General features: G+C 46.0%; 7 protein-coding genes. All 7 read right to left on the reverse strand.

Features of this window, described 5'->3' with window-relative positions; genetic code table 11:
• Nucleotides 1-440: 440 nt before the first annotated feature.
• The 7 genes from Q8M98_10355 to Q8M98_10385 all read right to left on the reverse strand — a co-directional run bounded on the left by Q8M98_10355 (nucleotide 441) and on the right by Q8M98_10385 (nucleotide 16,933).
• Nucleotides 441-1,724 carry a hypothetical protein gene (locus tag Q8M98_10355; GenBank protein MDP3115155.1) on the reverse strand — a complete coding sequence of 428 codons (1,284 nt, stop codon included), beginning with the start codon at nucleotides 1,722-1,724 and terminating at the stop codon, nucleotides 441-443.
• Nucleotides 1,712-2,140 (reverse strand): hypothetical protein, encoded by a 429-nt coding sequence (locus tag Q8M98_10360; protein MDP3115156.1) that lies wholly within the window; start codon nucleotides 2,138-2,140, stop codon nucleotides 1,712-1,714. Before Q8M98_10360 ends, Q8M98_10355 begins: the two co-directional genes overlap by 13 nt.
• A 97-nt stretch (nucleotides 2,141-2,237) precedes the next feature.
• Entirely contained in the window at nucleotides 2,238-4,238 is a 2,001-nt protein-coding gene (locus Q8M98_10365; protein MDP3115157.1) for an AAA family ATPase, read from the reverse strand.
• A 23-nt stretch (nucleotides 4,239-4,261) separates the two neighbouring features.
• On the reverse strand, nucleotides 4,262-7,495 hold the full coding sequence (locus Q8M98_10370) for a DEAD/DEAH box helicase family protein (GenBank protein MDP3115158.1): 3,234 nt from the start codon (nucleotides 7,493-7,495) through the stop codon (nucleotides 4,262-4,264).
• Nucleotides 7,495-8,235: a dynamin family protein gene (locus tag Q8M98_10375; protein ID MDP3115159.1), complete on the reverse strand. Its 741-nt coding sequence runs from the start codon at nucleotides 8,233-8,235 to the stop codon at nucleotides 7,495-7,497. The genes Q8M98_10370 and Q8M98_10375 overlap by 1 nt, the downstream gene beginning before the upstream one ends.
• Before the next feature lie 518 nt (nucleotides 8,236-8,753).
• Nucleotides 8,754-10,619 (reverse strand): M14 family zinc carboxypeptidase, encoded by a 1,866-nt coding sequence (locus Q8M98_10380; protein ID MDP3115160.1) that lies wholly within the window; start codon nucleotides 10,617-10,619, stop codon nucleotides 8,754-8,756.
• Nucleotides 10,616-16,933, reverse strand: coding sequence for a C25 family cysteine peptidase (locus Q8M98_10385; GenBank protein MDP3115161.1), 6,318 nt, complete (start codon nucleotides 16,931-16,933; stop codon nucleotides 10,616-10,618). The genes Q8M98_10380 and Q8M98_10385 overlap by 4 nt, the downstream gene beginning before the upstream one ends.
• Between the last annotated feature and the right edge of the window lie 18 nt (nucleotides 16,934-16,951).

Raw genomic sequence — 16,951 nt, forward strand, 5'->3', positions numbered from 1 at the left:
GATTGCTATCTAATAGTATAAGCCATACTGGCTCTGATCAGCGAATTGAGTGGCTCTATTTTCCGAGAGCATGGCTCTCATTAGGCGAAACACATGGCTCAGTTACTCCGAAATATCCACTTTCAGCTTAACAGATACTCACAAGCTGTTAGACATCCTGGAACAAGGTAAATACAAGTCCATCCGAGAGATTGCACAAGCAATAGGCAAATCTAGGCAGTGGGTCTATATCTATCTGGAGGCAATGGCATCGATTGAAGTGGTTGATCTGAGAGGCTTCATATACGTGGTTATTTCCCGGCAAAACGTGCCCAAAATCGGCCGAAATGTCCAGAAAGGTATATTGGGTCAACTCCGGAGTTTGAATAGGATTGGAGGATATAGGAGTTTAGTACCAACCAATCTTACTACACGAAAGAGTTGAAACAAACACTATTGAACTAGCTTTGGTTTTTATATCGTTGCCAATTAGGTAACAGAGATTCCTCTTTGTACTCTACTCCAAAATCCTTAGTCTTTTGGTTTACAAAATAATCGTTGTTGAACGAATAGATAGTAATCTTATCGTCGAAGATCACATGAAGATGGTTTTCATAATTATGTGATCTTGGATAAACTCGCCATTTAGTGATTGGCCCTGGGATACTATAACTTTCGCCATTACTCAATAAAACGACTAGAGCGTTCTCACATTCAATAACTACCCCAAAATATGCACTCCCTGCTGCAATAACCTCGCCTTTCCATGATTGTAATACTATCTTAGGCTCTTCAAACAAATCAAACTTGTCTAAACCTCGCATTGATCGATGCAATCTTACTATTCTGATTTCGTTATTCGATACCAAGTATAGTTTTCCTTGATTACCCCAACTTATATGATGTTGATTATTTGAATTGAATATGTCTACATCATTAACATCTGTTAAGTACTTTCTTGTCTTCTTGGCTGTGTAGTTCTCATGCTCAATCCATTCGAACAAAGCCATATATGAAGCATCTAACGATGACGAACTGTATATATTAGCATAATTATAGTTAGCAAAAGTAGAATGCTTCGTACTAATCTGAAATATCGGTGGAATGTCAGTCATGCGCTTATTGCTTCCACTTAAACTCAAATCTTTTGATAAATTTACTGGCTTGTTCTCTAAGTATTCTGCATCATAATTATTTAATTCAAAGAGCCCCTCGTCTCCTGCACTTAAAGCTATCTGCCCAAAGCTGTTTGCCATCAGCGAAAAAAGAGGGCAGTCCCATAGTTTCTTATCATTCCGGAGTTGAGTTTTGTATTTCTTTGGAAAATGAACATCACATTCGAATAGACCACTGTCTGTTATATAATAAAGACTGTTTCTAAATATAGTAGTATCAATTGGTTCGAGATTTGAGGGAAAATCTTGGTTGCATAATAGTGCCTGATCAATTTCTAAGCAAGAAAGCTGGTGTTCATATTCTGATAATGACTCTAATTTAGTTTTAGCTAAACTCAAAAAATCAATATCATCTAATAGATCACTAACCCCCGATTTGTAAAGAAGATTACCTTCTAAAAACCCAATTCTCATCATCAATTTATTATTCTGGTATGCATTTGTTAGCGATATGAGTTTATCCCAATCATAAACCTTAACACATCCATTACTAGTCCAGAGATACAAGCGACCTCGATAAATTTGGCAATCTATGAAATCACCAGGAATTGAGACCTTTAGAGGATGCATCTTTTGCCTCCTTTAATTTTAGATTTATCGCTTTTAGATATTATTCCAGATTGTTGCCAAAGGTTGAGGACTGCCGAAGATGGTATATCCCCAGGATGTCTTTGAATATTAGCAGGATATCCATGCCAACAGTCATTGCTTGAGCCATCTACAAATTTGGCGATTTGTAAAACTTGATTTTCGTAGTTTGTGCCTAGCTGGATTACAACGCCGTCGATAATGCTTATACCCCAATAGTATTTATCACACTTCCACTGAGATACAACGGAGTTTGTGAAACAAGTTATTTCCGCTTGATTACTTACTGTCCATACGGATTTGTGTTCTGTTGGTGAACCTCTATGCTGGGGGACCATCATATATCTCGATGAAATTGTTGGAGTTAAGTCAATCGGTTCATTAAAGCAGTAATTCATATAAGCTCCATAATCTATAATTGTGAAATCGACTCATTGCTACCACCATTTGTGTTAATCTCACTCAGTATCATTGTGGATGCGATGAAAAAAACAGTCACTTCTTTAATACGGCTTTTAAAAACCGCTTAAGCGGTACAACATCAATTATCTGTTCTATTGATTTGCTATCAAGCATCGAATTTATGCGATAAATAGCTTCAAGATCAAGTTTACGAAAGGAGTTGCCTTTTGTTTTCTTTGAAGAAAGAGCGCTCTGATCAATGAACAAATCTTCAATTTCTCCCGACAAAATACATAATCCGTGACGTTGTAAGTAGCTAAGATTCTTGGATAATGAGTACTGAGAAGGAATCCCCCTAATTTGTCGCGACCTCTTTGCTGTGAAAAAAGTTTCTTCTCTATTTGTTTTTATCCAATTACGAATATCTACGATCAGTTTTTTTACGGTTTTCCCTTTTTCTTGGAAAGTACAACTTTGTTCAAAAAATTGATCCTGAACAGAAGCGATCGAACTATGGGTTCTTAATTCCGGATTTATTTTGAGGTATTTCTTATGGTCTCCAGATAAATCACGTAACATAAAGTCAAAATCAGAAATTATATAGCAGCGAGTCTTTGTTTTTAAGACAAGTTCTACCATTGCTTTAATATTATCTTTCCCGCCCACAGCAATTATTGAAACGTTTTGTTTATCTAATTCCCCGGGATATACTTGATCAGCCACCATTCTAAGTAAGTATCCATCATTACCCTCGCATACAATGACCTTTTCTGCAAAGAACAACTCATTTTGGTTGTTATCAAGAAGTAACCTCTTATACTGAGAAATCTGAATTGGAACTGCTTCAGTAGTATGATTATCTTTATGAACCATAATGATATTCAGGTCTTTTGTAGTTGTTCTAATGAACTCAGAGCAATGAGTTGTTATAATCACCTGATTTCTGTAATTGTCCAAAAAATCGTCTAATCTATCGCTAATTACTCTCCTAGCATGAGGATGAAGATAGATCTCTGGTTCTTCAACACACAGTAAAGCAGCGCTTGCGGTATTAACATTCTTAGTATAGTAGTTAAACAATCCAATTACTGCGGCACTTTGAATCCCTGATCCTTTGTCTGTTAACGGAGTATTTATACCGTCGTCTACAAACAACTGGCAGCTCTTATATAGATCAGTTTTGCTATCAGCACTAAATCTAATCTGTAGCTGGGTTCCGGGAAAAGCAATGTCTAAGGATGTGTTCTTTATCTCTGTAGTGACTCCAGCGAATATTTTATTTGCAACGAGTTGTACACGTTCAAGCGCTTTATTCATTTGCGGTGTGATTTTATTTTCCAACAAATGTTTCATTAACTTACCAAACCATGTATACGAGGTTAGTCGTAACTGGTTTTGGGGATCACGAAAAGAAGGGATTATAGCACTTTGCATTAACTCATTTCTCACCTGAGCTTTATAACCCATAACCCAATCATGAGATGAATCCTCTCTAAAAAGAAAACGAATGTCCTTATTAATCTTACCTGATTCGTTGCGTTTAGCCTTAAATAGGTAAGCAAAATTAGATGTTTCCTTAAATACTTCCTCAAATCGCTTTTGATTATTCAATTTGCTATCAACCCATATTTTACCAGAGCAATCATCTTCAATGTTGTCGAAAATATTTAGCAAATTGCTAGGGTCTAATCTATAGCGAATAGGTTCCTTTATAGGTTTTTTTTCCTCCCATCGTATTATCTCACCACAGATATTGAACCCAAAACACTTATTAATACTTGCATAATCTAAATCCTCTAGTTTGTCATCATTCCATTCACTGTCGTGAACTGTTTCTCTAATCAGAATGCAGAATATTAGGAGTTCATCTGCAACAGAATCTTTGGATTTATCATAATAGAAATCTCCTTCCGTAACGTTTTCGACCTTGTCCCATGCAGGTGCAGTTTCACTAAGAACAATATTAAGTGCTTTAATTATATTGCTTTTACCAGCATTGTTTCTACCAATAATTACGTTTTTACCTTTCTCAAACCTTAAATCAAGTTCCTTAATTGATCTGTAATTTCTAATGTATAGTCTTGATAAGTACATGCAAAGCCTCTCTGTAAGATAGATTATACTATCAATCTAGTCACACTGTCTATGTAATTATCATCTTCCATAAACACTACGTTATTCTTCTGATACTCGTCTGGATCATGCCCGTGGAGTTTAAGCTCTTGTTTGGGAGTCCAGGACAATATCCAGCTACTTAGAATTACATTTGGATCGGCAAGCCTTGTCTCGATCTCTTTGATGCGCTTGTGGAACTGGATTTTCTCACTATTTACCCCTTCGTGCATCAGACCATGAGGTTCAATGAAGTGGACATTCTGCTTGCCCTCTGAGAGAACCCAGAGGATAAAATCAGGATGGAAGTTGCCTGCTTCAAAGAAGCCAACTCCCTTACCCCTGCTAAGATTGCGGAGAAGATATAGCTCCTGTCCCTTATCCTTCATATCTTTCTGATTCTTTTCGCACCATTCTTTAAGGTCAGTAATAAACTGGTATTCGCTTTCGCCTAAGGAGACTGGCAGGATTGTAATATTCCCACCATGACGTACATGAAACAAGGGTTGGAAAAGATGATTGCCAAAGTTACAGGCTTTGAGATCGCCCACATGCAAAAGCTGGTCTTTCTTAGCGATGATCTCATCTTTGAGCTTCTTTATTCCTTCGATTACCTGGATATCATCGCCATCTACAATCAACTGATATTCTCGGTCTGAAGGCAGATTGTCGTCATCTGCTGTCAGCTCTCTCAATTCTAACCGAGGTTCTATATAGGACTTTTTGCAGAAGTTATAGTACTTTTCACTGAAACGCTTTACCAGTTCCGTAGCGATTTGCTGGAGGATAAGCACTTCATCATAGTTCTGGGGAGTGAGTCTCGTTTCCGGTAGAAAGAGCCGATACCAAGACGTATCTGACAACAAGCTGATAATCCCCTGCTTACTGAGATTTAGATTGTGCCAGCTTCGTTCACGTTTGAATCGTTCCAGTTCGAAATACAAGCGTTCCATGTCCAAAAGACTGATTTGCTTGTTTCTGAGCTTTACCTCGTCTTTTTGTCCATCCTGAAGAGTACCACGTGATTTAATAGTCTGTATCCTGGGGTACCAGTCTGAAACTACCGGATTGTTTTGCAGGTACTGTGGTATACTGCCAAGGGTAGGTACTGGTCCGTCCTTCTTAAAATCATACTCAGTGCCATCTTTCTTCTTTTTCGGTCGTATTATCTTCAGCTTCTTGCCAAAATCAGCGGTTACATTCATTGGGATAGTAATAACCAGCCTTTTCTCGTTGCCAGGCAAGCCTTCATCACGTAAGAATTGTCTGAACTTATCCATGAAGTCAGCTTCGATGCCAAAGACATTCAGGGTTTCTATATCTTCAATGAATCCGGGCTTCGTGGTGGCATAAGTATGCCCACTGCGCTTCAGACTCCATTCATAACCTTTTAAGCGCACACCGCGCCCAAATAGCTGGATAATTTGCGTTCCTTCGCTCTTGCCGACATGCATCAAACCCATGGTACTAACACGCCAGCAATCCCATCCTTCTACGAACTTCTTGGAACCGATCAATAGGTTGATAGGAGATGAGGAATCCTTTACTGAGGCAAACATCGCTTCTGTGAAGTCGCTGTCGTCCACAGTTAGCTGAACATCATTGTGCTTGGCATATTCTTCTACGTGGTCACAGAGTCCTTTGGCATCCCCGACATTGATCAAACCAAAGGGTGTGTCGCTATTACCAAGATACAAAGCTACCTCGCCTGAATCTCCTTTGATTCTATCCAATCTTAGCTGACCACTGGCAGGATTATTGAACAAGGTTCTCAAGATATCTTGATAAATCTCGGAAGTTCCATTCGTAGCATTAACCGTCTTGAGTAGGTAATTGAAGGAATTGGCGAAGATATCATTACCATCATAATCCAGCAAACCTGTACTGCTTCCACTTCCGTAAAGAATTTGCTCGATACTACGTTGGAAGACAGGTGCATTGGAAAGGAATTTAGCGATAAAGACAATAATCTGACCAACATCAGCCAATAACTCCTCACTGGGAAGTTCAACCTCTTGTTTACCCTTTTTCTTGGTAACAGTGCTACCCACAAAGACCCACAGGGGTTTTTCCAGGTTAAAGGGGACAATATCCAGTTTCTTATCTTCATAAACTTTAAGTTGCTGATAGTATTTGAGCAGACATGCAGTCAGATAGACATCCTGCACCTGCTGATAGGTTTTGGGCAGATTCAAGATCTGGTAGTCTTTGCCAAACCCATCTTCGTAAAACCAGCGATAAGAATAATCAAAGATCACAGTTTTGGCATAGCTATCCTCAAAAGCTCTGTTATTGGCAGCAGCAACAGCTTGGGCAAAAGTGGCAGAATATTCAAAAGTAAAGCCCTTGGCACATAGCTCCGACCGTCTGGTGAACCATACACCTTCATCTTTTCCGCTCATCCCCCGGTGACCTTCATCCACCAAAAGCAGGTTTTGATCTCCCAGGCTTCGGGTGGCGATTGTATTAGGACCTTCGGTATCGCCGAGCTTGGTAATCTCGATCACATCGACCATATCAATACTGCCGTCTTGTTTGGTCTTTAGTCTTTGGGCTGAATAGAAACCGCTAATCTTAAGCTCTTCCAAATGCTGCTCACTAAGCCGTTCATTGGGGCTAAGCAAGATAACTCTGGAAATCTCGCTGCCCTCACGAGTCTTTTTGGCATAATGCCGGAACTGCAAGAGGTTCACATGCATCAAGAGGGTCTTACCGCTTCCCGTAGCATTTTGCAGACAGAGCTTATTTAGATCATCAAATGAGTATGGCTCAAGGTTCTGAAAGCCAGTCCACTTTTCATTAAACCGCTTAAGATAGACATTCAAATCTTCCAGCAGCTTTGCTTTATCGGTAAAATAGCGATCCAGATAGATTTCCACAAACAGCAGGGTTAGCCATTGAAAGTACTTCCAGACAATAGGACGACTGCGTAAGTAGTTAATCGTTCTGGTATGCGAGACGATGTTTTCCTCATAGATGCGTAGCTGCTCTTTGCTGATGGGATGGAACTGATTGTAAAAGAGTTCACTGTTCACCAGTTCATGGTAAAAACGGTGTAAACCGTCAGCATCATAACCCTCCAGACGGCTATCCCTGATCGGTGCTGCCAGCTTGTGAAAGGGTTTAGTATTATCCTTATACTCCAAGAGCGGATCAATCCCAAATTGACTCATCAGCCACTGGTTAAGGAGCAGTTTATTGGTGAATTTATGGTTATGCAATGTAGCTTTACGAGCCATTAGTTTTGCTCCCACATCCGTTTCATAAACTCCCGATGCCTTGGATTGGATACACCAAGACCTGGCAAATCCACAAGTACAATTCTGGGATCAATGCTTTCTTTGACATGTTGAACGTTAATATCTACCTTGTCCACGAATAGAATATCGTCATTATCCTCAGCGACGTAATTACCTAACTCATCGATGGGTATAAACACATCAGGTCTTTTGTTCTCCCAGCCATTTAACAACTTTTTGAACTCATCAAATAACTTCGTATCTGATTTACTCAACTCGGTAGCTTTTTTCTTTTGCCTATCTAACTCTGCGACTTGTTCATCCAATGATTTGCCTTCTAATGATTCCTTGAGCTTCTTCAGACCATATTGTTTTGTTATCTCATCGATGTACAGATCCCTTAATTGATTCTTGGCTGCGACATTCAGGAATGAGACCTTAGCAGCCTTATCTGCTTCGACATTATCTCTGAACCTGATAAACGTGGGGACTGCTGTTGTTGCTTTCGCGGATTCTGGTAGTAACTCCATTTCAAGCAGAGCATTAATCAGCGTTGATTTTCCGGAAGAGAAAGAACCCAAGAAAACGATGTTGAACTCAGGATTCTTCAGCTTGTTAACGAGAGCTTTTTTCCCGAAGACAAAAGTAGCTAAATCTTCATCTACATTTACGTACCTTTGTAAATTGCGGACTGACGAAAGCAATTCGTCTAGTCGTTTTGCCATGTTCTCAGTTTTCATACATACTCCTAAATGTATCGTTTCGTTATATAATGCTACCTTATTTCTTTGTTTGATTCCAGTTTATAATGATAGCTCGCTTGTCAATACAAATCTGGTTTTGATTGAAGATGCATATTAGGAGACTGTTCAATATCTCCAACGATACGTCCCTGCATTTGTAGGCTCATCGAGAAATAGTGGTCTGAGTATTGGCATTTATTGTGTTCACTGTGGCGCAGCATGCCGATGCTGACGGGACATCTTCCCCCTTTGCATTACGGAATCAATACGGAGTCATTACGGACTAAGTCCGTATTGACTCCGTAATGCTAAGGGGAAGGACGCCCTCCGATAGCTTTTGGCAGGTGACAATGATTTGATCTATGTCGTTGGTCTGGTTTGCTTTACGCGAGCATGACGGGTAAGAATCCCACGGAATTACAAAAATAGAAAAGGCGGCGCATAATGCATTCTGGGCAAACGAAAAGGCGATCTCAGATTGAAACCGCCTTTGATATCGAAATATGATCCTGTGTCTATGGATAGATGAGTGTGCAGGATAGGGAAACCTTCACCCAATATGCTTTGCCGGGTTCCATCTGCGAAAGCGTGCCGCCTGTGGGAGTCCAGCTTTGCTGCAAATAGCGGACTTCCTGCAGATTGCCGAGGATGGATGCCAGAGCGCCGCTCACCGAAAGGGAATTTTCCGGCAGATAGGAAACGAGATTCCAGCCGGAGTTGAGAGCGATCGGCGTTACTGCAGGATTGACGTGATTTCCCTGTATGTTGAGAGTGGCGGGGGCATCAAGCTTGATCCAGTATCCCTTGCCGGATTCGACATTGGTGAGAGAATTGAACCATCCGTTCATCTGGGGAGAATAGCTTTTGGCATTGGTTTTCACTTGTCTCAAAGCGGAAAGACCGCCAAACACATCCTGAACGCCCCAAGAAGCTGGAACTACGTTTAGGCTCACCAGATTCCAGCCACTGACAAGGGTGATCTGTTGAGCGTGCGGAAGCTCTCCGAGGACGGTATTGAGGATGGTTTTCTGGTTTGCCGTGAGGGTCACGTTGTTGATCGTTGCGGAGGGAAAACCGCTTGCCTCGATCAATAGCGAATAAGTTCCGTGGCTGAGATAGCGATAGAAATCCCCATGCGCGGGATCGGTGCTTACGATCGAATAGCTGTTGTCGTGCCCGGTGACCGTGATCGTGGCGTTGAGCGGATTTCCATAGGGATCGGAGACCGTGCCGTGAATGCCATAGAGCGCTTGTTCGAGGTAGGAAAGCATGGCGTCGTAGTTGTAATCCCAATAGGCTGGCAAAGTGGAAGCGGCGGGATTCTTGGTATTCGAGATCTCCAATGTGACCTCTCTGCCTTTGGCTGTATAACCCATCCAGTCCTGTCTGCCGCCGGTGATGACATACCAGGCGGCGCCGTTGGTGATGCCGTTTGAGGAGATACCGGTGAAGTATCCCGCGGGACTGTTTGCCTGCGCGCTGTTGGCATAGATCAACGAAGTGGAGACATACCAGTTGTTGTCCGGATGAAGGGTATAGATATGATCCCAAGGGTAATTTACCACTTCCGCGCCGCCATGAAAATTGGCGGAAAGAACGAAGCGGCGAGAGTTTGCCAGATTCATGGCGAGAGTGGTTTCTACCTGACGGGGCTGGCTGGCATATTGACTTCCATTGGGAGCGGGAAAGTTTCGGTTGAGGTCATAGCCGTTGGCATTCGCGCGGCGGGCTCCGCTGACGGAGCTGTTTCCGCCATAGTAAGTTCCGTCCGGATTGGCGTTTGGATTGATCCAGATATCCAGATTATTGACCAGATTGGTGAGCCGCGGGTTGCTGCCATAGCCGCTCAAAAGGGTGTCGATCAATCTCAGCATGAGCACATAGCCGGTGGTTTCGTCGCCGTGAAGAGTGCTGACATAAGCCACTTCCGGTTCTGCTTCGTGGAGATGCACGTTGTCCGAGATGCGGGCATAGAGTATCTTTCTACCATTGACGGTGGTGCCGGCATCGATAATCTGGCAGAGATTTGGATAGGAGGTAGCGAAGGCATACATCATCGAGACGTAGGCTTCGTAGGTGGGATAGCTGTCCCAAACACGCAATTGGGATTGACTGGAACTCATTATGGGATCGATGAGGTCACCCGGGTTGGGCAAAATCTGGGCGCGGTAGCCCAATTTGCCAAAGGCTTCCCATTCCCAATCGTTGGCATAGGCATAGACCCAGTTGCCGCGGATGTTATCGATGGAAATGACGTTCGTCAGGTTTTGCAGCTCGGATTTATCCAGCAATTCAAACCGGAAATAATACTGAGTCCACTCTCCCGCCGCAAGCGGAAGGGAGAGCAGAATCAGGATGATGATAGTGAGGGTAAATTTCAATCTATTGTTTCCTTGCGGGATGAGGGCATCACGGCTTTCACTTGGAAGAAGGCGCTAACGTTTCTGGCGTTATGAACGAACTGCAATCCAGAGACGGTTCCTATCAGCGTGTAGGGACCTTCAGGAAGTTCAGCATGCCAGATTTCATAGAAATCGGCGTGCGGAACCGGGTTCCATTCAAGCACAAAGCCGCTGGGGGACATGAAACCGTTTACAACGGGAGTGTCCAAAACGGTGATCATCGATCCGTTGATCGGCAGAGGATCAAGCTCACCCAAGACATCGCCAAAGCCGAGGTTATAGGTTCCCGCGACTGGATAGACCAGATCCTGAGCATAGGAATACACCCTGAGCGTGATCGTTTCCCGCGCTCCGGAAAGATTGACGAGAATGGTCACATAGGCGATTCCGGCATTGGTGACGACCTCTCCGATGCCTCGACATTCATCTGTGCTGAAAGCTCCAACAAGATCGCCGGGGATGGCGGGAATGCCTTCGATCGTAACTGTTCCATAGATCGTGGCAGGATTGTTTGGATACGTGACTGGTGTCCATGAAGGCATGTTGACAGGGTTGACGGTAACGCTTGCGATGTCGCTTGCCATGGCGATGCCGTCGCTGACTGTGAAAGTGATGTTTTCGTTGCCGATCCAGTTTTGGACTGCACTGAAAGTGACTACGAGACCGTTGATCTCCACGAACACGTTGGTGTTTCCGCTATAGTTCAACACCAGCGGATCGCCATCGGGATCATTGACGTATGGTGTGAAATTCACTGCAAGGCTGCCGTTTTTATCAAACTCGAAGGAGGCTGGAATGTCGATCGTGGGAGCGTGGTTGATAGATCCGGTTACTTCCATCATCACGTTGACCGTCCTCTCCGGATTAAGCGGATCGTTTGAGTAAACGGTGATCAATGCTTCATAGATTCCGGTTTCCATGCCCTGCGCGGAAAAGTATCCGGTGATGGTTTGATTCAGTCCGGGTTGGATCGTTCCGCTCATCGGAACCGCGCTGAACCATTCAACGGGTGGAATTGATTGCGGCAGAACGATTACGCCGTTGAGGATGTGAGGCTCGGCGCCATAGATATCTCCATTTAACTGATAAGCAAGCGTGAGCGCACCGGCGAATCCTGATGGGATGGTGACATTTACCGTCGCGGTAGCCGTCTCAGCACCGTAAATGACTCCCCAACCGCTGGCGGTTTCTCCGTGCCAGTTGATAGTGATGCCGTTTCCGCTGCTGGGGTTTGGAGTCATTACTCCGCCGGAGCCGCCGATGAAATTTGTGGCGCTATTGACTATAACTCCAAGCGGGAAAGATAGATAGATGTCTTTCAGCCATTCGGTGTCCGTGCTGGCGTTATAGACCGTGAAAGTCCAATTGAGTGTGGTTCCCGGTGTGTAATCATTGGCATTGAGGGAAAACGTGCTGCCGGCTATGCTGCGATCCTTCACTGCCTTGTGAGATGTATTCAGGGGTTGCGCTCCACGATGGCGAAGCTCCTGCAAGGCAAGATTGAAACTCAAGGGCTGGCTGCCGAGATTGCTGATGGTGAAAGAATCTGTGCTTTCGTCTCCGGTGAGCAAAACCGCGCCGAGGAAATCGTTGTCGATGTAAATAGTGGGAGGAATATAGCCGCTGCCGGTGACGGAAATATTGACCGTTGGGTTGTTCACCGCGTTGCTTGAAACAACCACGTTTCCGCTGTAAGAAATCGCAGCCGTGGGAGCGAAGCTGAGATTGTAGGTTCTGGTCTGTCCGGCTATGATGCTGAACGAGAGAGTGTTGCGAATGTCTGTTTTTTGCAGTGATGATCCGATCGCGCTTTCACGCCCTGCCAAAGCAACGGTGTAACCCGCGGGAGTTGTAATCGTTCCCGTAAGTGTCTGATCTCCGCTGTTTTGCAGAGTGAATTGCTGCACTTGGTTTGATCCGACGGAGATTGTGCCATAAACAAGTGACGCGGGATTGGCAACGATCATCGGACCAGTTGCGACGGGCTGTAAGGACAGTTTCAGGTTCGGACGGCTGGTGATGACCGAACCGCCGGAGAAAACGTCGGTCTGATTGACGGTATCGTTTCGCGTGGATAGGTATCCGTTTGCGACGGTGGTAAATTGCACTGTCCCGGTGGAAGTATAGCTTCCGATCAGTCCAAATGCCGTGTCGATCACGATATTGCCGGTGCCGTTCCAGAGGAAGGGCGTGGATAAGGTCAGCATCTGATATCCACCTGCCACCGGCATATAAGAGGCATTCGTATAGACGGTCATCATGTCCGTGGCAGTCTGCCAGCTCGCTGCGTCTGTGGCGGTTGTGTGTTTCATGCGGATCACGAAGTTTGGCAGTGCCAAAGATGGCGCGGTTGCGACAAAGAAACCGACCTGGGTGATATTGATGGGAACAAACACACCCGCGGCATTGAGATCCGCGGCAGTATATACCGATTGCCCGTGAAGGCTTTGATAATAGATGTTGATCGGAGCGGCGGTGGTGGTAGAAGTGATCCCGGTTCCGGCTCCAATTATTGCTGAGCTGGGAACGACCGCAGTGGGCATAGCCTGCACTGTGTTCGAGGCTGCTGATTCTCCGGCGGGATTGCTGTAAACAGTTGCTACATAATAGCTATAGGTGGTTTCGTTTATCACGCTCGTATCGTTATAGGTGGTAGTGGTCACTGTTGCCAGCACCGCTGAGTTGCGGTAGACTTTGTAGCCGCTGATGGCTCTTTCTGAAGTGCTAAACTCTTCCAACTCCCCGCGTCCCGTGGCACCAGTCCAGGAGAGATTGACAAATCCGTTTCCGGCGGCCGCTGCAAGGTTGGTCGGCGCGATGGCGTTCGGAGTAGCGTTCACGGTGGCGGTGGCATCGGATTCTCCACCGCTGTAAACGGCTTTCAGATAGTAGGCATAGCTTGTGCCGTTGGTGACTGCGAGATCGGTGTATGTCAAAGCTGTAATGGTAGTCAGCAGCACACTATTTTTGAATATCTTGTAGCCGGTTGGAGTCCCTGAAGCGGGAGCCTGCCAATCCAGCTTGATGGATTGGTGACTGGGGCTTGCCGTCAGGTTCTGCGGAGGATTGAACACGCCGGATGATGTCGAAGCAGGGAAGACGATGTTGTCTATCCATGCACAGTCGTCACCAGTGGAAACAGAACCGTCCTTCATGTATTCCCATCTCAGGACGCGTGTCCCGGCAGCCAATGTGTATGATGCCTGAGTCCAGCCAATAGTTCCCGCCCAACCGGGAGTATTCTGTATTGCTCCGTCAACGTAGAACTTGAGGTAGTCATAGCCCGCTTCCGAAGTAACCTTATACCAGAATGTCAAAGTCCCTGATGCCGCCAGAACTCTCGTTGTTTGCATCGAACTGGTCTGGCTGTGGGTGATCGTCCCGCTTTTGGCAGCGTAGATTCCCGCATAGGCACCGGTGCCTGTGATCGTCCAGGGAAGGTTTCCGCTGAAAGTCCAGGGGAAGGAATTGAAGTTTCCGCTTTCGAAATCTTCGATGATTAGTCCAATCGCGGTGTTTTCAGTCTTACTTGCAGTATATGCGCCCGCAGTGGCGTTGAAATTGAAGGTTGCAAGGGTGCCGACAGTCATTCCCGCTGCCGCTGAAACCGTGAAACTGAGGTTAACCGAGCCGGTTGCAGGGATAGAGCCAAAATTGGCTGTAGGGCTGCCGATAGTGATTCCGGTGGTGGGGCTGGATAGAGTGGCGCTTCCGGTTGGAGAAGCCGCTCCGCCTGTGTTGTTCAAAGGAATGGTGATGGTAACCGTTTCTCCTGGATCGAGCCGTCCGTTGTTGTTTGCCGGAGTGGGATCGGAGATAATCATGCTGCCGAAAGCAAGCGCGGGAGCGTTGATAGCAAGCGTGAAGTTATGCACCCAGGTGTCGGCTCCGCTGACCATGGTGATGGTGAACTGGGCACTGGTTCCATGAGCGATGTTGTTGGCGATATTGAAAGTATAGGCGTCGGTTCTGGTAACCGAGGCGCCTGCGGCGAGGGAGGCGATGCTTTCGGTGTTGTCTGTGATCGAGATGCCGGTCGTGGAGCAGGTGAGAGTGGCGGTGATGTTTGAGGCGGCTGTCGATCCGCTGTTGGTGAAAGTGGTGGTGAATCTTCCGGTTTCGTTGTAGTCGGGGAGATTGTTGTTGGTGTCGCCATAAACATTATTTCCAACTGCCAAATAGGGTCCGGTATTGGCAATGACCGATACATTCGCCATGATAGTAGTCTTGTTTTGGCGGGTGATCACCATTTTGGCGGTTCCGGTGCTGCTGAAGGGGGTGATCGTCAAAGCAAGCGTTCCGTTTACTGGAATGATCCCCGTACCATAAAGAACCCCGTTCATGGTGATCGCCACCCTGGAATAAGGCGTGGCGGTCACATTGACGGTAGTGGCACCGATCAGTATCTGGCTGGGATAGGTGGCGGTGTTTACCGTAGGGACTCCATAATATGGCATCAGCGAGGGATCGCCCATGATGGAATATATCTCCCAGTAATAATTTGTGAGACTGCTGCCTCCTTGAACCACTGCCAGATTTCCCATATAGACGGTCTCACCGGTGGTTTGTGCCCAATCCGCAAAAGCCTCCCCGTGGGTGTGGAACATGGCGTCATAGGCGCCGAGAGCAGCGGCATTGTATGCCGGTGCGGTGCCGTTGGCAGTACCCTTTGCTCCAACTGCCCACCAATAATCTTCGTCCCAATAGGTGTTGTTGTTACCGCCGATGTATGCGGCTCCGCCTTTGTTTGCCGCGCGGATGATCGCTTCGCCGAAACAGGGACCGCCGGTAAAATTGAACTTGTTTGTGATACAGCAGTTTCCGACCGCTACGAAATACTTGTTCGTGTTGGTCATGGCATTCACATCCGTGACCGTAAACGTGGGGTCTGCCCAACTGGTCTCGCTTCCGTGAGCCGTGTAGTTTATGAAACCCCTGCCTTCATTGGCGTTGGCGATGATTTGCGCATCGCTGGTGCCGGAGGCGGGATAGAGATAATTGTTTGAAACAATGCCGTTGGACGCATTGAAATACTGGGTCGATCCATAATTAATGGCACCATTCCCGTGGGTGGTGGCAAAAGTGGCATCTACTCCTGCGATAAGCACGGTCTTACCCAGGTAGCTGGGATCCGGCATGGTCGTCTGTTGAAACATCAGTGTTTTGTTGATAATATTGGTCAATTCTGTAGCGGATGAAACGGAAAACCGTCCGTAGTACATTTCGGGGACATAGTCTGTTCCTTGCAGCCGCACATAGGTGAGGTCGGTTACATGTGCTGTACTGGTGACCCCTGTATTGGAGATGATGTTGTTGCCGCTGGTGGAGGTATCGCCCACGATCAATAGATAGGTGGGAGCTGGGTCCTGAGGTGTCGCGGCACTCCACAATCCGTTCATATAAGTCTGAACAGCAGCGGTTGTGTTGGCGATCGTTCCTCCAGTTCCGACGGTGGTGACGATCACGTTCAATCCCTGCTGCTTTTTCCAGTCAACAAATGGTTCCAGGGTGCTTAAATAAGCCGCGGGAGTCAAAATAACCATCTTGGTGGGGTATCGAACCAAGCTGGGGCGATCAATACGCTGCCAGTTGAAGATACTCTTTTGATAGAGGTTGTCAAATTCCCATGATGCAGTTTTGGCAAGCAGTTGCGCCGTCGCGATCAGATCGGGGTTGAGGAATTCCACCTGCACTCTGAGGTCTTTGATTACGCGGATTGAGTTCTGCCCGGGATTATAACGCACCGGATGAAAATCAAGCGCAAAAATCCGCACTCCGCGCATGAAACCGATCTCGAATACGCTGATCACATCGAGATCGCCATATCCGCGGATGCCATAGCTTTTATCGTTGACGACGAAGGGGAGGGTTTCGGGATCATCCGATTTGGAGACCGGTTCTTGAGCTGGGATGATGCGGTGGCGCAGTTGGCTGTCGGCGGCGATCAATTCTTGCTCACTGCGGCTGAGAATATTCAAGCGCACTTCCGCTCCAATTGGAACGGCGATGATCTGTCGCATCATGGGTAGCTTGGGATCACCCACTTTGTTTGTATAGCCATAGGAACCAAACGAAAGCTCATCAAAGAGTCCCCTCTTGGTGTTGATTTCTCGGACAGTCAGGTTTCCCACCTGATAACGAACCTCGAAGCCGAGGTCGGTGTTGTTCTGCAAAGCCACGCTGTTCGGCGTCCCTAAAAGAGCAATCTGCCTGCTTTGTGCAGGCAACAATATTACGACAGCAAGAGCTATCACGCACAGCAACAGCCACTTGCTCATACTAAAAGTGTTCATGGGGTTCTCCTTGGAGTG

The sequence above is a fragment of the Candidatus Cloacimonadaceae bacterium genome, assembly GCA_030693415.1.
GTDB lineage: Bacteria > Cloacimonadota > Cloacimonadia > Cloacimonadales > Cloacimonadaceae > JAUYAR01.

Bases quoted from the DNA above. Each gene is read 5' to 3' on its own strand.
- Q8M98_10355 (MDP3115155.1), bottom strand. From the start codon at position 1,724: ATGCATCCTCTAAAGGTCTCAATTCCTGGTGATTTCATAGATTGCCAA.
- Q8M98_10360 (MDP3115156.1), bottom strand. From the start codon at position 2,140: ATGAATTACTGCTTTAATGAACCGATTGACTTAACTCCAACAATTTCA.
- Q8M98_10365 (MDP3115157.1), bottom strand. From the start codon at position 4,238: ATGTACTTATCAAGACTATACATTAGAAATTACAGATCAATTAAGGAA.
- Q8M98_10370 (MDP3115158.1), bottom strand. From the start codon at position 7,495: ATGGCTCGTAAAGCTACATTGCATAACCATAAATTCACCAATAAACTG.
- Q8M98_10375 (MDP3115159.1), bottom strand. From the start codon at position 8,235: ATGAAAACTGAGAACATGGCAAAACGACTAGACGAATTGCTTTCGTCA.
- Q8M98_10385 (MDP3115161.1), bottom strand. From the start codon at position 16,933: ATGAACACTTTTAGTATGAGCAAGTGGCTGTTGCTGTGCGTGATAGCT.